The organism is Pseudoalteromonas sp. EB27, from assembly GCF_001974875.1.
In the GTDB taxonomy this organism is placed as follows: domain Bacteria; phylum Pseudomonadota; class Gammaproteobacteria; order Enterobacterales; family Alteromonadaceae; genus Pseudoalteromonas.
Genome location: NZ_MTQD01000003.1, coordinates 115,041 through 131,840, shown reverse-complemented (window position 1 = coordinate 131,840; position 16,800 = coordinate 115,041). Strand labels below are relative to the sequence as shown.

Genomic DNA, 16,800 nt, shown 5'->3' with positions numbered 1-16,800 from the left:
TTTACAGGTAATGAGTAATAATCAATTAGCACTAGAGGTGCGTTTACTATTCTTTTTTAAACTAAAAGTTTGTTTACTTAATTATTCAGTGAGCTCTTTACTTATCTCTTCATGCGTGGACGACCAAGCTGTTATTAGCGCTTTTACTAATGAAGCCAACGGGATGGCAAAAAATACGCCCCAAAACCCCCACAAGCCACCAAAAAATAATACCGCGACAATTATAAACACCGGATTCAAATCAACCGCCTCAGAAAACAACAGTGGCACAAGTACGTTGCCATCAAGTGCCTGAATAATTCCGTAAATAATTAAAATAGTCCAAAACTGTGTTTCTAATCCAAACTGAAACAGCGCAACTGCTGCTACCGGAATAGTAACCAGTGCAGCACCAATAAATGGAATTAAGACCGACAAACCAACAAGCACACCAAGTAATGCGGCGTAACGTAAATCTAAAACAGTAAATGCAATGAAAGACACACCACCAACAATTAAAATTTCAAACACTTTACCGCGAATGTAATTCATAATTTGTTGATTCATTTCATGCCACACTTGCAAAATTAAGCGTCGTTGCTGAGGGATCAGTTTAGCAATACTTCCTGTTAGCTCTAGCTTGTCTTTAAGCATAAAAAACACCAGTAACGGCACAAGTACTAAATATATAAGCCAAGCTACAACATCTTTTAAAGAGGTAAGTGAAAACGACAACACAGCCTGACCAAACTCAATAATTTTAGCTTCTACTGTTGCAACAATAGCTTGTACTTGTTCAATACTAATCAAACTTGGGTATTGTTCTGGTAAAGCGATTAAATAAGACTTCCCCTGCTCTAACATATGCGGGGTTTCTTGGACTAGGTTACTGGTTTGCTTCCAAAGCACTGGGCCAATAACCAAAATAAGGGTGAGCATAATGCTAATAAATATCAACATTACAATAATCGTTGCACTAAAACGCTTTAAACCAACGCGCTCTAAATGAACAACCGGCCAATCAAGTAAATAGGCAATAACCAATGCCACAAGCACAGGGACTATTAACGAGCCAAAAAAGTAAAGTAAGGCTACTGAGGCCAATAATAAAAATAATAAGGTAGACGAATGAGGATCCGAGAACTTCCTTTCGTACCATGTTTTTACGTATTCAAACATGTAATGGCTCCACTAATAACAACCCACGTTGTTTATCAAAATTGTAACTATAAGCATTTTTTTGCAAAAAACGTTCAATATCGTTCGCACTCTCACCTTTATTAAGACTAAAAGTGATACGTTGTTTTGATGACTGCGCACTTCGTAGCGCAAGTTTAAACTGCACAAATTGCTGAGGGCATTTAAACTCTTTTAAATCGCGCTCTACCATAACTACTTTATCCGTATAGTAAATGAATAATAAGTCGCATATTTACGGTCAATATACTTATATACGCAAACCGTTGTAACTTTTTGTTAAAACAATACCTGCAATAGTTTATCCTTATAACATAACTCGCAGTAAGGATAAGTTAATGCCTGGCACGCATAATAAAGCGCAACTACCAAGTAATCCAACACTCAAAGAGATTAATTGGTTTAAAAAGCAAATTAATTGGGGCGAACTCCCTCCTTTTTATCACCTTGTTGCCTCATCAATAAGCGAATCAGAAGGTATTTTAGATCATGGATTCGATAATGCGGTTAAACAACTTATAGATAAACGCAATTGGAACTTAGATTTATTAGAAGGCCACGAAGACAGCTTTGGTGAAATACATACCAAATATAAGCCTCGCATTGCGCTGCACCAGGTTTTTACCGACAGAGGCTTTGAGCTTTGGGCACAGCCTTATGCTAAAGATGTTATTGTTGACCAATACATAAAAAATAATCGCTTTATGGAGTTTAGAGTGTGGGACCCACATTCAATGAAAAACCTGATCAGAATAAGTCAGTTACATAAGTTTATTGGCTTTTATTTTGAACGGGGCGACAAAGCAGATAAAGCCATTATTTTACACGCACATAAAGTAGTACATAAAATTATTACTTTTTTGCAGCGAGAATTGAACGTTGTAAAGCTTGATGGAGTCACAATAAAAGAACTATACCAATTGTGCGAAAAAGACAGCCGTGCAAGCAGTGACGAAATAGACATAGCCAAAATTGCAATTGGCGAACAAATTAACAAGGAATAAAATGCAGCTAAAATCAGCATTTATCACTTTATGCACCGCAGCGCTTACGTTTAGCTTATTAGTAAGCGAACCTTTAAAAGCGCAAACTAACTTTACTCTTCCTGACTTAGGAACATCTGCATTACAAGCACTGCCACTTGAAAAAGAACAAGCTATTGGCGAAGTAATGATGATGCAAATACGAGGTTCATCGCCAGTTATAAACGACCCTGTGCTAGATGAATACCTCACCACTATTGGCCGTAAACTCGTTGCTAATGCTAACGATGTACGTTTTCCGTTTTCATTTTTTTGGATAAATAACTCAGAAATAAACGCATTTGCCTTTTACGGCGGCCATGTTGGAGTGCACACAGGATTAATAGCGCAAGCAGATAACGAGAGCCAGTTTGCTTCAGTACTTGGTCACGAAATTGCTCACGTAACACAGCGCCACTTAGCACGTAGAATACAGCAGCAACAAGATAACAGCGCACTGACCATTGCCGGTATGATTGCAGGTATATTAGCAACTGTTGTTGCACCCGACGCGGGTATTGCCATTATATCAGCAAGCCAAACACAATCTGCTTTTAGCCAATTAACACATAGCCGCTCAGCTGAGCAAGAAGCTGACCGCATAGGCATGCAAACACTTAACAATGCTGGTTTTGATGCACGTGCATCGAGTGATTTTTTAACTAAACTTGCAGCGCAAATTCGTTATAAATACAAGCCACCTGCATTTTTGCTTACTCACCCATTGCCAGAGAGCCGAGTGTCAGACGTACGTTTGCGTGCAGAGCAATTTCCTGTGCGTCTTATGAATGCGAGCCTTGAATTTAATTTAGCAAAAAGTCGAGTGCTTGCCCGCTACGACAACAAACCAGAAAACGCAGAAGACTTATTTAAAAAACTACTGCGCGAAAACAGCTACAACAATACTGCATTAAAGTATGGCTTAGCTATAAGCTTGCTTGATCAAAAAAAGCTTGATGAAGCAGCGCCAATATTAGACGAGCTTTTAAAAAGCGATCCTAAAAACTTATTTTATATAGATACCCATACCGATTTACTTATCGCACAAGAAAAGGCAGATGAAGCCGTTAAGTTTTTAGCTGATTTAAATCAGTATCGCCCTAATAATCAGGTAATTACGCTTAACTATGCCAATGCAGCTCTCGAAGCTGAGCAATATGAGCTTGCTGAAAATATTTTAAAGAGTTTTTTACTCGAAAAGCCCGACCACAACTTAGGTAAACAACTCCTTGCTGATGCGTATAAAAAACAAGATAAATTAGCCTCTTATCACGAAGCGAACGCCGATGTATTAGCGCAATATGGTGCTTATTTAAAAGCCGCAGACGAAGTACAAAAAGCACTTAATTTTGTAGAGCCTACCCAACTTGTAAAGCAACAACGTTTAAAAGCACTACTTACCCAGTATCGACTTTTACAAAAAGAGCTTGCAAGACTTTAAGTCTGCAAGCGCTTACCCTAAAATAGACGCAATTCACACTTTGGAATCATTTTATGTCTGTTACTATTTACCACAACCCACGTTGTTCTAAATCACGCGAAACGCTAGCACTACTGCACAGTAAAGCGATAGAGCCAAGTGTTGTAGAGTATTTAAAAACGCCTCTTACACACGAGCAAATTGCAACGCTTGTAATCCAACTTGGTTTTTCATCCGTACGTGAATTAATGCGCACAAAAGAAGATGACTACAAAGCGCTTAATTTAAAAGATGAAAGCAATGAATCAGCATTAATAGATGCCATGGTACAAAATCCAAAACTAATTGAGCGCCCTATTGTGGTTAATAACAATAAAGCCGCGATTGGTCGCCCACCAGAAAACGTACTAAGCGTTTTATAATGAGTGCAACCATAGTGGTGCTTTATCACTCAAGCCATGGCTCAGTTGAAGCAATGGCTCACGAAATAGCAGAGTCGATAGAGCAACAAGGTGCTAGCGCACTACTTCGCACCTTTGTGGCTAAAAATGCGCACGACATTGTGATCACCAAAGATGACTTAATAAACTGCGATGGTTTGGCATTTGGTACACCAACCCGATTTGGCATGATGGCCTCTCAAGCTAAAAGCTTTTGGGAAACCACCAGCGACTTGTGGCTAAAAGGCCAGTTAATAGATAAGCCAGCGTGTGTGTTTTCGTCATCAAGCAGTATGCATGGTGGTAATGAAGCAACCTTACTTAACTTATCTCTGCCACTATTACACCACGGTATGATGCTACTGGGCGTGCCGTACGATGTACCCGAACTACTTGCAACACAAACAGGTGGAACACCATACGGTGCAACACACGTTGCTGGCAGCGCTAATAGTGCACAACTTAGTAAAGACGAAATTAAAATATGCCAAAGCGTTGGTAAACGCCTTACTCACATTGCGAGAAAACTTAAATGAATACAGCTGACAACCCAGCTAAAAAGCCAATTACAGTAAAATTTCAGCGTGCCGCACTATTTGGCTATGTAGGTTTACTTGTTCTTATTCCACTGTGGATGTATTTTGTACCACCTTTAAATGGTAATGCGAGTTTAGTGTCTTTATTTGTGCCTATTATTCCATTACTACTGCCGCTAAGAGGCATAATAAAAGACTATACTTATACTTATGCGTGGGCTAACTTTATTGTAATGCTATATTTTATACACGGCTTAACCATGCTTTGGGCAGCTCCTGATGAGCTTATATGGGTATTGTTAGAGCTTGTGTTTGCCTCTTCAATGTTTATCGGCTGTACGTATTATGCAAGGCATCGCGGACAAGAACAGGGTTTAAAAATCCGTAAGCTTAAAGAAGAATTAGCTGAAGAAAAAGCAGCAAATGAGTACAATAAATAATATTTATCCATAAACGGTTATAAATACAAAAAACGCGCTTAAATTGCTTTAAGCGCGTTTTTTATTAACTTTTTAAAAGTGACTAAACCAAATCACTCAAGGCTGCTAGTACCACAATACTCGCTAACCCTATTTGAGCAATTAAGCTAATAAACGAAAAGCCCCTAAGCACAAACAAACCCCAAGGGTGTTTAATATGTGGATATAACGCACAGCGTTTTAAAGTGGTCGCAAAGAAAAAACAAATCACTGCAACCATAGTTAAACCCAGCGTCAGCTCACTTTTAATTGAGAGTGTTTCATCAAAAAAGAAGAACAACTGCAAAGGCAGCAATATAGTGACAATAGCGTGCAGCACATGTACTTTTTTAATACGATCAAACTGCCCTTCAGGCGAAAGCTCTTTAATACCAAAGTCACGCTCTAAGCATTTAACCAAGTTATTGGCTTTAATACTAACCGCCAAACGGTAACAACTTAAGCCTTCTTTATTGCGCGCTCTAAAGTTATAACCCGCTTTAATTAACAGCACCATTAACGATTCATTTTTAGCAAATACAGCGTAATGAAGCGCTGTATTACCTAAATTATCAACCGCTTTTTTATCTTGCTTTGCAAGTAGCGTTTCAACCACATTTACATAGCCTTTTTCGGCGGCCCACATGAAGGCTGTTTTATTGTTCTCGTCAGCAAGAACGCCTGTGGCGCCTTGTTCAATAAAACGCATGGCCATTGTTTGCTTGGCTGTTTTTTTACGTAAGTGCGTTAATAATGCTTTTTCTAGCAGTACAACAGAGTCAACATCAGGAGAAACCTGTGTAAGCAACGTAAAGTAGTCTTTACCCGCCGCTACTTTTTCGCTAGCAAGTTCAGAAAGCATATCTAAATCAGCAACAGACTCGGGTATAAATGCACTTAAGCGCTCTCTAAAATCAACTTCTTTCCAAAGGGCTAATGTATCTTTTGCCGAGAGTTTACTTTTATTATTTAACGCATGCTCAATTAACGTGAAATAGCGTTTACTAAAAAATAAATCAACTAAAGACAGTGGCGTATCTATGGTGTTTTGCGCGGCCACGCTTGCGTATTTTTCAAGGCGCTGGCACAGCATAAGCACTAAGCTTTCAGGGGTATATTCATTATCGTAGTAATGGCTTTTAACCGCACTAATATACGCTTGTGCGTCTTCGTCATATTCAGAGATATGTTGAAAATAACATTCTTCAAATGGCTCTAACGGGGTTAACCATGCCAAATAATAAATAGGCGGTAACACGGTGGTGCATACACCATCGTCTTCATTTGTAGAACGACAAGCAGGCCAAGCTTCCAAAGCATCTAAAATAAAGGCACCGTTTTGTTCTACCAGTCCTTTAATAAGTAATGGGTATTCCTTTGGCCAAATCAGTACATTTTCCATTAAAACAACACAACTCCAGTGTGGCTTGGGGGTGGTAAGTTATATCAGTTTTTAGCTGACACCACGCTTAATCAAAGTGTCGATATTCTAGCACACCTTTGTTTTGCTGCTAGCGCAAAATTACGCAATAGCAACAATCCTTTAGGATTACCGTAGACAAGAATATAAAAACGGCCAAGTACATAAGTAATTGGCCGTTTTTGAGGTTGGAGTTGGGCTTAATCAGAGCCAGACAAATAGTTTATTTACTTTTTAACTCGCTAATAACTTGATCTAAACCCACTTCAGAAATGCGTTGAATAATCTCTTTTTGCTTAGCGCTCAATAGTGAAATACCTTCGGCAACAATATCGTATACTTTCCACTCATCATTTTTACCTAAACGAAGCTTAAAACTTAAGTCGATTGTAGGCGCATTTGGCTCAATAATTTGTGTGTTAACTGTTGCGTACTCAGAGTCACTTTTTGCGTTATTACGCTCAAACACTACTTTTTGACCTGTGTACTTCATTAGTGCACCAGCGTATGTGCCCGTTAAGTAATGCTCTACTGCATCTATGAATTTAACAGCCTGTTCGCGCTCAATGCCTTTAATGTGCTTACCTAATAATTTAAACGACACAAACTTAACATCAATATGCGGCATTAAACGTTTTTCAACAATGGCGGCCATCGCGTCTTTACTTGCTGTGCCTTTTGAATTTACTTGGCCAATGTCTGCAAATAGCTTATCGGCTACTGATTCAAGTAACTGATCTGGCGATTGCTGAGTTTGTGCAAATAACGAACTACTAAAAAAAGCAGTGGCTAAAACGAATAGTTTAAAGAGTTTCATAATTGTATATGTCTGTGTGATTAAGATGGCTGTAATTTACGCGAACTATACGCAATAAAAAAGGCACAAATAAGCAACTTATTAATGCCCAAACAGCACCAATTAAATAACTAAAATAAATTCAAGCAGTTAGAAATCTCCATTAACAGCTCATATACAACCGGCATTTTGTCCTCATTGTAATTGTTAATAGGTCGCCCTTATCATTTAGTTATCAACTTAAATCAAACAAACATTTGGCACCTATGAAAACGTCACTTAAAACACTTATTATCTCTTTTGCATTAGTAGTTTCACTTTTTGGCAAACTTGCTTTTGCTCAATCGAACCATGGTTATGCTGTTGATTTTCTCAAAGGCGAAGGTAACGTAAACGGCGTTAAGCTTGCGTATCAGTATCATGCACCTAGTATGCAAAACCTTATTGGCGATGCTCGCTTTTACTTTGAAACCAGCGTAAACATGTGGGAATACCGCCACGGCGATGAAACACAATCAAACCTAGTACTTGCTATGTCACCTGTGCTGCAATTTCCTGCCTTTAGTTTTAACAACACCCCATTTTATGTAGAAGCAGGAATTGGTGTATCACTGATTGATGAGACGCAGTTTGCCGGTAAAAACATAAGCACTCACTACCAGTTTGAAGACCGTATAGGCCTCGTTGCCGACTTTGGCCACACTAACGTTGCTCTTAGAGTTATTCACTACTCAAACGCAGGCTTTAAAGAGCCAAACCCAGGGCTTAACTTTTTAACACTTTCGGTAGCTAGACGCTTTTAACGTTATTGATTGTGTTTTAAGTAATTTAATTGCTGTTATAGCGTAAAACAGTCACACTTATCCCCTGTTTAAAGTAGGTAAGTGGTTATGCAAACTTGGCATATTGTAATTATTGTCGCCGTTGTTTTTGCCATTATCATTGGTAATATTGCGCTGATTAGACTCTCTGCAAAAACGGAGTTTAAAAAGCCCAACGCCAATATTAAAAATGCAACAGACACAAAAAAGCCCTGATTAATCAGGGCTTTTTAATACATGCTAATTTAGCCTACTAGCCAATGCGCCATTAGCGCAATAACAGGTAAAGTAATTAGCGTTCGCAAAATAAATATAATAAACAACTCTAAAATGTTTACCGGTATTTTACTGCCAAGTAAAAGTGCGCCCACCTCAGACATATAAATAAGCTGCGTTACGCTCATGGCTGCAATAATAAAGCGCGTTACATCACTTTCAATAGTCCCTGCTGCTAATATTGACGGAATAAACATATCAGCAAAACCAACCATAATAGTTTGCGATGCTGCTGCCGCTTCGGGTACTTGTAATAACTCTAAAAATGGCACAAATGGCATACCTAAATACTGAAATATAGGCGTATGCTCAGCAATGATCAGTGCAAATGTACCTACTGCCATAACCACTGGCAACACACCAAATACCATATCAAGCGCGTTATGTACGCCCTCTTTTATAGTACCTTTAACACCCGTTGAGTTATCTGCTTTAGCGAGTGCAACATCTAACGAATGACCAAATAAAGTTTTATGGCCCGGAATTGTTTCAGCGTCTCTATCTGGCTCAGTACCATCAATTAGTAAGTCTTTTTTAAAGCGCAGTGGCGGTAATCGCGGCACAATAATAGCGGCAACAATACCGGCTAAACATACCGTTGCGTAAAACGGTGCAAATAGGTATTCAAGTTTAACTTGCCCAAGCACCACTAAACTAAACGTGATTGAAACCGCTGAAAACGTAGTACCAATAATAGCCGCTTCGCGTTGTGTATAGTGCTTTTGATCGTACTGCCTTGCAGTCATCAAAATACCTACACTACCATCGCCTAGCCACGATGCAGTACAGTCAACCGCACTTCTACCAGGTACACCAAATACAGGGCGCATTACTTTAGTCATTAACGTACCAGCAAGCTCTAGTAGACCAAAGTTAATTAGTAGCGGCAGTAATAAGCCCGCTAAAATAAATACCGAAAACAACACTGGCAATAAGTCATTTAATACCAGCGCGCCAGTATTGGCCGAGGTAATCATCTCGCTACCTAGGCTTAAGTACGTCATTAAACCAAACGCCATACCAAATAAGCGCACCACCAGCCATGTCCAGCTCACATCAAATAAATGTTTTAATAAAGATGAGTTACATATAGCGGCGGGTTTAAACACTTTAGTAATTACAGAAATAACCCCTGTAATACAAATAATGAGAGTAATAATTGCTTGAGCAGAGCCAAGCATCATTGCTTGGACCGCTTTTGCCATAACGGCAATAGGAATGGTCATTCCTTGCGAGGTACTAATGGGTGTCATAAATAAAAACACACCAATTAACGAAGGAACCAAAAAAGTAAACCAAGTGCGCCACGTATAGTGTGAACGATGAGGTAGCTGAGACATATTTATTAACCTATAAAAACCACAAAAAGAGCATAGCGCTCTTTTTGTGGTAAAACTTATTATTATTTAAATTTTAATGCCGCGCTGAATGAGTGCTGCTTCTAATGCTTGTTGTAAACCATTCATAGTACCTGGCTCAAGCGTTTCGCCTTTGTCATCCATCCACGTTAAGCTAGTACCGCCTTCTTTAGTTTTACTTACTAAAATTTGGTATTGGCCTTCATCAATAGGTAGTTGAGCTACGTCATCACCCCAAATTGAATCCCAAACGCTTGTTTCCGGTTTAGTATAATCAGCAGTAATTAAGCCCGTATCTGGGTTAATTTCAACAATAGTGAACGACAAGCGCTCTAAAAAGCCAGAGAAACGATCAAACACAGCTTCGTAAGATTGCTCAGTTACAAGTGCTGCATTACCTTTGTTATCAAAGCCCATTTCAAGAGAAATAATACCTTGGCGTTTACGCATATCAACTTCAAGTTGACGGTAACGGTAATCAAACTCGCTCACTACTTGGTTAAGCGCACGTACTTCTAACTGCTGCTTTAACAAATCAGTAAGTGTATGGTCGCCTTTAAAATCTATCAGCTCTACACGTAAAGACGCAGTACGCTGATGTGACTTTTCTTCAATAGTGAATCTAAATTTTTCTAAATCATCGTTAACTTCATCGCCCCACCACCAAAAGCTTTCTTCTGTTTTGATGATTGAGTACCAATCAGTTTCAATAATACCAAGTAGCTTATCTTCTTTAGTTGTGCCCGCGTTATTATCAGCAAGTACCGATTGAATCGTATCCCAAAGAAATTCATCTAAATCAGCAATGCCATCGTTTTTATCAAAATAAATACGCGCTTGTTTATCTGTCTCTTCTACCCAACTGCCTTTAGCAATTGTTAATACTTGTGCCGGTGGGCGGTAATTTGTAGCTTCAGGATTGTTGTCGTATTGACCTACATCCATTTTATAAACTGGGTCTTGAGCTGGTTGAGATAACGACGTTGGTGCTTTTACAGGCTCATGCGTACGATAGTTACGTTCGTCATGTGCCTTATTAATAAATACACTACACCCTGATAAACTTACCAATACACTTACTGCAAGTGCTTTTGGGATCCAATACTGCACAGATATTTCTCCTTAGCATACCCTTTAATTGTTTTAACAAATATATGAGTGGGTAATGCCGATTTGGTTCAGTGTAAAATCAATATTAACTTTACATTTATTATTTGGCTGCCTAAATGCAATAAAGTTCAGCACTTCTACTTAGCAATAAAACTAAGCGCAAATAAGCAAATTTTAGCTATGGTACTTTCCCGTGCCAGTAAAAACAAGAAACACCGCACTTTAAAAGCGCTTAATTAGCGTGTGCTGTAGTTTAGAGCCCTTTTTGTGTTAAACTTCGCCGCCGTGCAACTTCTCGTGTGTATTTTTGGTGTTGCCAACTCGGTTGATATAATCCAAGTAACAAGGTATTTGAACTCATGACTGCATTTTCAAATCATCAAATTGTTTTAACAGCGATTGGCGAAGACAGACCCGGTATTGTAAGTGAACTAACCCAACTGGTTAGTGACTGCCACTGCAACATTATTGACAGCCGTATTGCTATTTTAGGCTGCGAATTTACCTTCATAATGCTACTCAGCGGCGACATGTCGGCAATAAGCCGCATAGAGCACGTACTGCCTACTAAAGCCATGGAACTTGGCCTGCTAACCATGATGAAGCGTACAGCGAGTCATACTCCTAGTGAGTTTTGTGCAGGTTACACCCTAGAATACACTGGCATAGACACCCCTGGCACATTGAGCAAAGTAACGCGCTTTTTTGCCGATAACAACATCAGCATTTGTTCATTAAAGTCAGACACATTCGATGAAAAAGTCGACATGAAAATGCGTTGTGAAATCGAATTTAATATTCCAGTTGATGTAGATATAGATCAATTTAAAATTAGTTTTGAGAGCCTTTCTCACACACTAAACGTAGATTATATTTTTAAACGAATTCGTTAAGGATGCTAAACATGAACACAATTAGTCCATTACAAGCTGGCGATACTGCACCTGCTTTTAGCCTACAAAACCAAAACGACGAAACAGTAACATTAAGCGAGCTGTTAAAAGAGCAACAAGTGCTTGTGTACTTTTACCCTAAAGCGTCAACGCCGGGTTGTACTGTACAAGCCGAAAACCTACGCGATGAGCAAGCACAACTTGCTAAATTTAATACCCGCGTTGTAGGTATTAGCCCAGATCCAATTAAGCGCCTTAAAAACTTTGAAACTAAAAAAGAGCTTAATTTCGATTTATTAGCCGATGAAGACCACGCCATTGCAGAAGCATTTGGGGTATGGGGTTACAAAAAGTTTATGGGTAAAGAGTACGATGGTATTCACCGCCTAACATTTTTAGTAGGCCAAGACGGTAAAATAAAACACCTATTTGATAAGTTTAAAACCAAAGATCACCATCAAGTGGTTTTGGATTACTTAGCGGCGGAATAATCTTGCGGCAGAGTAAGTTAGCTACCAGCTATTAGACAAATACAAAAAAGCGTTGCTCAAGGGCAACGCTTTTTTTATGCCTATACATTTGCGCTATATAAAACTTAAATAGTAATTGAGTAAATAATTTGTTAAAACTGCCAAAGCACTTATTATTAGCACCTTGCCAATTGGATATTTAAACCTTGAATAAAAGCCTAAAATTTAAACTTTATTTAACTGCCTTAATCATCTGTATTATCGGTTTTAATTTTTCAGAGCCAAGTATGCAATTTTACTCAAACCCGTTTTATATCGGTAGTTTCGTTTTTGCCATTGCGCTTATAATCTCTGTAATTAATTACGCCTGCCCTGCCTGTAAGAAAAACCAAGTAATGCGCTCTATTTCTAGTTATAAGCTTCCCACAGACGATTGTTATAATTGCGGGAAAGAGATTGATGAGAAAAACTAATTCACCTACTTTGTCTTAATACATGAAACTAAATAAGAAAGAGTTAAGCAACCGCATTACATAGTAAGTTTTTCTCTATTGCTAAACTCTCACGATACTCAGAAGCTTCAGCTTTTAAAGTCCAATGAACATCTTTAATCCCATTGCCCTCTACAGCTTTCTTAACTTCTGATATTGTAGTTTTGAAAAATTCTTTCCTTGAATTTATTTTATTCACTGAGTAAATATCAAAACGGCGATGAAGTTCTTTTTCTAAAGATGGCGCATCTTCGCTAAATATCATCGCATGAACATCAAAGGAAAAAGGAACAGATGCATCGCCTAGTTCTTTGACACGATCCATAGGCTCAAGTCTTCGGGTCATACCAATTTTGAATACCTCTTCACCAAAACTGCCTACATTGCTTATTACGTATACATGCCCTCTTCGGGTTTGTTGTGCCATCGACATAGCTCTTTGACCTTTTTCTTCTGCTTCTTTTAATTGCTTCTCTAGATCAAGTAATTTCGCTTCATAGTCGGCTCGCTGCTCATCATTTGCAGTAGAAAGTTCTTCTCGTGCTTTTTTCAAAGCTTTCTGAAGTAAACGTTCTTCTTTTTCGGCTTCTTTCTTTGCTTTCTCAATATCTCTTAAAGCCTTTTCTTCTTCCCTAATTTGAGCCTTTATTTCTGCTTGCTCTTCACGTTCGATTCTTTTTAATTCACTTGTAGCTACAGCCCACTTTAGTTCGATTAAACGTGCATTAAGGTATTTTTCATTAATTCTAGCTTTTCTAAAAGGAACGCCATTGTGATTAACTAATGCGAACGCATCTAATATTTCTTGGTTTATTTTCCCAAAATTATCGTGTTTTACTTTAGATAATGCACTATCTACTTTACCGTTAAATGCATCAACTACAAAATGGATTGCATATGTTTTTCTATGTTGTTCAACATAGTCACAATCCCCAGCAAATCCTTCTTTTATCATTTGCCTAATATTTTGACGTATTGACTTTAGCTCTGCTCCAGCTTCTTTGTGACCAAAATCCTCAGCTAAATCATCTAAAACTGAGTGATTAGGAATGATATAGTCGTCCTTATAGCCTTCAATGGTGTTTCGCATTGCTTTTATTGCTTGCTCGTAGGTATTAGCTTTTTCTTTTGCCTCATACGCATCACCCGCAATCTCTTTAGCCCTTTCGGAGTTTTTCAAGTTAGTTGTCGCATCAAGTTAAATTTTATGCCGCCCGTACTTCTTCTTTTTTCTCTGGATTTAAATCTACTTCATTGATCATCGTCCAATCTCGAGACTTTCCTGACCAACGACTTGGATTCTGTAATTTCGCCATCTCATTTACCTGATGACGTTTCGCTAGTATCGCTTCATCTAATCCTAAATGACGCTGGTTTGGCGTGACAAATTTAATACCGCTGTGCAAGTGCTCATCGTTGTACCAATCAACAAATCCGCTAACCCACTTTCTTGCGCTACCCATGCTTTCAAAGGCTTTCTCAGGGTATTCCGGGCGATACTTTAACGTCTTAAATAGCGATTCAGAATAAGGATTATCATTACTCACAGACGGTCGGCTAAATGAAGGAACAATACCTAACTCCTGCAATGTCGCTAATAACGTTGCCCCTTTCATTGGACTGCCATTATCCGAGTGCAGTGTGACTTGCTCAGGCTTTACTTGCTCTCGCCTGCAAATATCTACCATTAAATCAGCCGCCAGTGTGCTTAGTTGTGTGTCATGAACCTGCCAACCAACTATTTTTCGACTATAAATATCCATCACTAAATATAAGTATAAAAACTGACCTTTAACAGCTGTTGGCAAATACGTGATATCCCATGTATAAATTTCGTTTACACGTGTTGCCCTGAGTGCTTTTGGCTTTTTTATCTTTTTATTTGGTTTAACTTTTTCTCTGTGTGTTAATAATTCATGTGATTTCATAACGCGATAAAACGAGCTTTCTGATGCTATCCACACACCTTTATCCAATAGTTTAGGGACTATCTTACTGGGTGGTAAATGTCCATATTCTATTGAATTAACAGTCTTAATTATACGCTGTTGCTCTAATTCAGTTAGCCTGTTAGGTGGTCGCTTTATCGTACTTGTTCGCTTATCTGTCATATCATCAGCTTCAATCCAGCGTTGAATTGTTCTTGCCGTTAGACCAAGTAACTCACATGCTTTTTCTTGCCTTGCCCCTGATTTCTGCGCGTCGGTAATGAGCTTTATCAATTCATGACGCTCAGTTGAGCTGGTTAATCGTCCTCGTTGAAACCCCAAAGCGCATCTGCTTTTTTTTTGAGTACGAGTAAGGCGGCTGTTTCTGCTAACGCTTTGTCTTTACGATTAAGCTCTTTTTGAAGCTGCTTAATTTCTTGTTTGAGCTGTTTACTGTCTGATTTTACGGGCTTCGTTGAAGGCCCTTTAGCAAAATCTTGCTTCCATTGTTTAATATGATGCGGGTAAAGTCCCTTAGCACGGCAATATTCATTAAGAGCTGCTTCATCTAAACTCGCACATTCAATAATGGCGTTAAGCCTTTCTTCTAAGCTCCAGTCATGAGGGCGTTTTTCTGTTGTCATGTGACTACCATTATTTTTAGTTTCAAGTTCATGGTTTTTAGCAAGCGTGATCCATCGTTGCAAGGTTGAATAACCGATGCCTAAATCAAGCGCAATATCTTCTAGACGAACATCATCACATTGAGATAATGCTTTTTCAACAGCTTGAACTTTAAATTCTTGTGTAAATCGACGTCTCATTTTATCTGCCTCTATTAAAAGTTAGAGGCGACAACTATCCTGACACAGGGGGCTATCATCGTAAAGAATTCTTAGCCCTAACAACTCTCTGCAATGACTTAAGCGCCTTTTAAATTGAGATTTTGTGAGCTTAACTCCAATTCTTTTTTTCATATTATCTATAGGAAATTCATAACTTGGCTTTCGTCCACAGCACTTTTTGCATATTTCATAAAGCCGACGTTCAAACGGGTTTAGGTTAAAGTAGCCATCATCTAGTTTGAGCACTTTTCTATTCTCAACCATTGCAAATAACCACTCTGGTAAAGTTACCTCCCAATAGACATTTTCGTTTATTTGGACTTTTCTAAATTCCTCAATCATGGATGTATATTCAGGAATATTAATATCAGATATAGTTGCATTAGTAGTAAACTTTGTACCCTTTAAACGTTTTAAAGCGTTATCAAGGATTTTATAGTCTTTCCCCGAAGTACCTCTATTTGTTGTTTTTAAAAAGTCGTAGCGACAGAACAATACTTTTCGATTAATCTCAATTTTCATATTTTGCGCGGCCATTAAATGGCTTAAGCAGTAGATGATCACCTCTTTATCTTTGACTGTTGCCCGCCCGAATTCACTCGAGGTTATAGTTAAAGAAATACCTCTATACTCGAAGTCAACATAACCTTTTGACTTTCCATCTAAAGCATATATAGGCCAAAACATAGAGAAAATATCTGACCTTAAAGTCATATACTTCATTTTACATTCGAAATACGCCATAGCTAGCGTTACTTGTTTCTTGGTTGAGAAGCTAACCAGTTGTGAAAGTCTTCAACAGGGAAGAGTAATCGAGCGCCAATTTTAATATGTGGCGGTAATGGGTAATTTCCACAGCCTTGTTTGTTCTTAGAGATTTGATTAAAAAGAGCTTGTTTGCTGATAAAAAGTAAGTCGGCTACTTCTTCTGAACGATAAAATACCTTTTCCATTATATTGACCTCAAAGCGTAAGCGTTGAGCTCAATTATTAGCTCAACACATTATTAATTAGTTGAGCGATAATGGTAATTAAGTGATCAGATAGTTGTCCTTGAAAAGCTAGGGGAACTTTCAGGGGGTTTTTGATTTTTTAGGGATAAAGTGAAAAGATTTAGTAAACGAAAAAGAATAACTTTATGATTTTTATCTATATTATTTTTTAAAGTGGGGATCGGCTAGTGAAAATACCTACAAAAAAATTTTCTTGATAATCTTTTTAAGTAGGCTTTTGGAGAGGTCTACGTAATATCACTTACATTTAAGATAAAAAAAAGTAGCGAAGAAGATCACAAAACTTAGAATCAAAGCGCAACCAGCGAGTACAGGAGCCATGTTTAA

At 38.4% G+C, this 16,800-nt stretch carries 19 protein-coding genes; 9 read left to right on the top strand and 10 right to left on the bottom strand.

What is annotated here, in order from left to right:
- Window positions 1-81: 81 nt before the first annotated feature.
- Both BW142_RS04900 and BW142_RS04895 read right to left on the bottom strand, forming a co-directional pair.
- Window positions 82-1,158 (bottom strand): AI-2E family transporter, encoded by a 1,077-nt coding sequence (locus tag BW142_RS04900; RefSeq protein WP_076924076.1) that lies wholly within the window; start codon window positions 1,156-1,158, stop codon window positions 82-84.
- Window positions 1,151-1,369 (bottom strand): sulfurtransferase TusA family protein, encoded by a 219-nt coding sequence (locus BW142_RS04895; protein ID WP_002961455.1) that lies wholly within the window; start codon window positions 1,367-1,369, stop codon window positions 1,151-1,153. Before BW142_RS04895 ends, BW142_RS04900 begins: the two co-directional genes overlap by 8 nt.
- Window positions 1,370-1,514: 145 nt before the next feature.
- On the opposite strand from BW142_RS04895, the gene BW142_RS04890 reads away from it, so the two are divergent.
- Genes BW142_RS04890 through BW142_RS04870 form a run of 5 tightly spaced genes read left to right on the top strand, consistent with a single transcriptional unit; the run spans window position 1,515 to window position 5,034 of the window.
- Entirely contained in the window at window positions 1,515-2,180 is a 666-nt protein-coding gene (locus BW142_RS04890; protein ID WP_002961456.1) for a hypothetical protein, read from the top strand.
- Between the two features lies 1 nt (window position 2,181).
- The gene (locus BW142_RS04885; RefSeq protein WP_076924074.1) at window positions 2,182-3,639 is read left to right on the top strand and encodes a M48 family metalloprotease; all 1,458 of its coding nucleotides are present in this window, start codon (window positions 2,182-2,184) and stop codon (window positions 3,637-3,639) included.
- Between the two features lie 53 nt (window positions 3,640-3,692).
- Window positions 3,693-4,040: an arsenate reductase (glutaredoxin) gene (arsC, locus tag BW142_RS04880; protein ID WP_076924073.1), complete on the top strand. Its 348-nt coding sequence runs from the start codon at window positions 3,693-3,695 to the stop codon at window positions 4,038-4,040.
- Complete coding sequence (wrbA, locus tag BW142_RS04875) at window positions 4,040-4,594, top strand: NAD(P)H:quinone oxidoreductase (RefSeq protein WP_010555076.1); 555 nt, start codon at window positions 4,040-4,042, stop codon at window positions 4,592-4,594. The genes arsC and wrbA overlap by 1 nt, the downstream gene beginning before the upstream one ends.
- Window positions 4,591-5,034: a DUF2069 domain-containing protein gene (locus BW142_RS04870; protein WP_076924072.1), complete on the top strand. Its 444-nt coding sequence runs from the start codon at window positions 4,591-4,593 to the stop codon at window positions 5,032-5,034. Before wrbA ends, BW142_RS04870 begins: the two co-directional genes overlap by 4 nt.
- Window positions 5,035-5,116: 82 nt before the next feature.
- On the opposite strand, the gene BW142_RS04865 is transcribed toward BW142_RS04870, so the two are convergent.
- A complete protein-coding gene (locus BW142_RS04865) occupies window positions 5,117-6,454 on the bottom strand; it encodes an ankyrin repeat domain-containing protein (protein ID WP_002963113.1) in 1,338 nt (445 codons plus the stop codon).
- 241 nt (window positions 6,455-6,695) lie between these two features.
- Window positions 6,696-7,289 carry an ABC transporter substrate-binding protein gene (locus BW142_RS04860; RefSeq protein WP_076924071.1) on the bottom strand — a complete coding sequence of 198 codons (594 nt, stop codon included), beginning with the start codon at window positions 7,287-7,289 and terminating at the stop codon, window positions 6,696-6,698.
- Window positions 7,290-7,534: 245 nt separating this feature from the next.
- On the opposite strand from BW142_RS04860, the gene BW142_RS04855 reads away from it, so the two are divergent.
- Together BW142_RS04855 and BW142_RS04850 are read left to right on the top strand one after the other, a co-directional pair.
- A complete protein-coding gene (locus tag BW142_RS04855; RefSeq protein ID WP_002963116.1) occupies window positions 7,535-8,071 on the top strand; it encodes an acyloxyacyl hydrolase in 537 nt (178 codons plus the stop codon).
- A gap of 87 nt (window positions 8,072-8,158) precedes the next feature.
- Window positions 8,159-8,305: a DUF2897 family protein gene (locus BW142_RS04850; protein WP_076915758.1), complete on the top strand. Its 147-nt coding sequence runs from the start codon at window positions 8,159-8,161 to the stop codon at window positions 8,303-8,305.
- Window positions 8,306-8,334: 29 nt separating this feature from the next.
- Here the strand turns inward: BW142_RS04850 and BW142_RS04845 are convergent, their stop codons facing one another.
- Both BW142_RS04845 and bamC read right to left on the bottom strand, forming a co-directional pair.
- Window positions 8,335-9,705: a YjiH family protein gene (locus BW142_RS04845; RefSeq protein ID WP_002963118.1), complete on the bottom strand. Its 1,371-nt coding sequence runs from the start codon at window positions 9,703-9,705 to the stop codon at window positions 8,335-8,337.
- Between the two features lie 66 nt (window positions 9,706-9,771).
- The gene (gene bamC, locus BW142_RS04840; protein ID WP_002963120.1) at window positions 9,772-10,833 is read right to left on the bottom strand and encodes an outer membrane protein assembly factor BamC; all 1,062 of its coding nucleotides are present in this window, start codon (window positions 10,831-10,833) and stop codon (window positions 9,772-9,774) included.
- A 359-nt stretch (window positions 10,834-11,192) separates the two neighbouring features.
- Here bamC and BW142_RS04830 point away from each other — a divergent pair, with 359 nt between their 5' ends.
- Together BW142_RS04830 and bcp are read left to right on the top strand one after the other, a co-directional pair.
- Complete coding sequence (locus BW142_RS04830; protein ID WP_002963123.1) at window positions 11,193-11,726, top strand: ACT domain-containing protein; 534 nt, start codon at window positions 11,193-11,195, stop codon at window positions 11,724-11,726.
- Window positions 11,727-11,737: 11 nt separating this feature from the next.
- On the top strand, window positions 11,738-12,217 hold the full coding sequence (gene bcp / locus BW142_RS04825; RefSeq protein WP_002963124.1) for a thioredoxin-dependent thiol peroxidase: 480 nt from the start codon (window positions 11,738-11,740) through the stop codon (window positions 12,215-12,217).
- A 495-nt stretch (window positions 12,218-12,712) separates the two neighbouring features.
- Here bcp and BW142_RS04815 read toward each other — a convergent pair whose 3' ends face one another.
- From BW142_RS04815 to BW142_RS04795, 4 genes are all read right to left on the bottom strand, one after another.
- A complete protein-coding gene (locus tag BW142_RS04815; protein ID WP_083707555.1) occupies window positions 12,713-13,867 on the bottom strand; it encodes a DUF4041 domain-containing protein in 1,155 nt (384 codons plus the stop codon).
- Between the two features lie 25 nt (window positions 13,868-13,892).
- Window positions 13,893-15,439 (bottom strand): IS3 family transposase gene (locus BW142_RS04810; RefSeq protein ID WP_143475905.1). Its coding sequence is split into 2 segments (ribosomal slippage): window positions 13,893-14,980 and window positions 14,980-15,439, totalling 1,548 coding nucleotides; the frame shifts between segments, so codons are not numbered across the junction.
- Between the two features lie 21 nt (window positions 15,440-15,460).
- Window positions 15,461-16,204 carry a replication initiator protein A gene (locus tag BW142_RS04800; protein WP_083707554.1) on the bottom strand — a complete coding sequence of 248 codons (744 nt, stop codon included), beginning with the start codon at window positions 16,202-16,204 and terminating at the stop codon, window positions 15,461-15,463.
- An 8-nt stretch (window positions 16,205-16,212) separates the two neighbouring features.
- Entirely contained in the window at window positions 16,213-16,413 is a 201-nt protein-coding gene (locus BW142_RS04795; protein WP_033032042.1) for a helix-turn-helix domain-containing protein, read from the bottom strand.
- Between the last annotated feature and the right edge of the window lie 387 nt (window positions 16,414-16,800).

Excerpts from the sequence above, each read along its gene's own strand:
- BW142_RS04870 (WP_076924072.1), top strand. The coding sequence starts at position 4,591 with ATGAATACAGCTGACAACCCAGCTAAAAAGCCAATTACAGTAAAATTT.
- BW142_RS04800 (WP_083707554.1), bottom strand. The coding sequence starts at position 16,204 with ATGGCGTATTTCGAATGTAAAATGAAGTATATGACTTTAAGGTCAGAT.
- arsC (WP_076924073.1), top strand. The coding sequence starts at position 3,693 with ATGTCTGTTACTATTTACCACAACCCACGTTGTTCTAAATCACGCGAA.
- BW142_RS04830 (WP_002963123.1), top strand. The coding sequence starts at position 11,193 with ATGACTGCATTTTCAAATCATCAAATTGTTTTAACAGCGATTGGCGAA.
- bcp (WP_002963124.1), top strand. The coding sequence starts at position 11,738 with ATGAACACAATTAGTCCATTACAAGCTGGCGATACTGCACCTGCTTTT.
- BW142_RS04885 (WP_076924074.1), top strand. The coding sequence starts at position 2,182 with ATGCAGCTAAAATCAGCATTTATCACTTTATGCACCGCAGCGCTTACG.
- BW142_RS04865 (WP_002963113.1), bottom strand. The coding sequence starts at position 6,454 with ATGGAAAATGTACTGATTTGGCCAAAGGAATACCCATTACTTATTAAA.
- BW142_RS04795 (WP_033032042.1), bottom strand. The coding sequence starts at position 16,413 with ATGGAAAAGGTATTTTATCGTTCAGAAGAAGTAGCCGACTTACTTTTT.
- wrbA (WP_010555076.1), top strand. The coding sequence starts at position 4,040 with ATGAGTGCAACCATAGTGGTGCTTTATCACTCAAGCCATGGCTCAGTT.
- BW142_RS04900 (WP_076924076.1), bottom strand. The coding sequence starts at position 1,158 with ATGTTTGAATACGTAAAAACATGGTACGAAAGGAAGTTCTCGGATCCT.
- BW142_RS04850 (WP_076915758.1), top strand. The coding sequence starts at position 8,159 with ATGCAAACTTGGCATATTGTAATTATTGTCGCCGTTGTTTTTGCCATT.
- BW142_RS04855 (WP_002963116.1), top strand. The coding sequence starts at position 7,535 with ATGAAAACGTCACTTAAAACACTTATTATCTCTTTTGCATTAGTAGTT.
- BW142_RS04860 (WP_076924071.1), bottom strand. The coding sequence starts at position 7,289 with ATGAAACTCTTTAAACTATTCGTTTTAGCCACTGCTTTTTTTAGTAGT.
- BW142_RS04890 (WP_002961456.1), top strand. The coding sequence starts at position 1,515 with ATGCCTGGCACGCATAATAAAGCGCAACTACCAAGTAATCCAACACTC.
- BW142_RS04895 (WP_002961455.1), bottom strand. The coding sequence starts at position 1,369 with ATGGTAGAGCGCGATTTAAAAGAGTTTAAATGCCCTCAGCAATTTGTG.
- BW142_RS04845 (WP_002963118.1), bottom strand. The coding sequence starts at position 9,705 with ATGTCTCAGCTACCTCATCGTTCACACTATACGTGGCGCACTTGGTTT.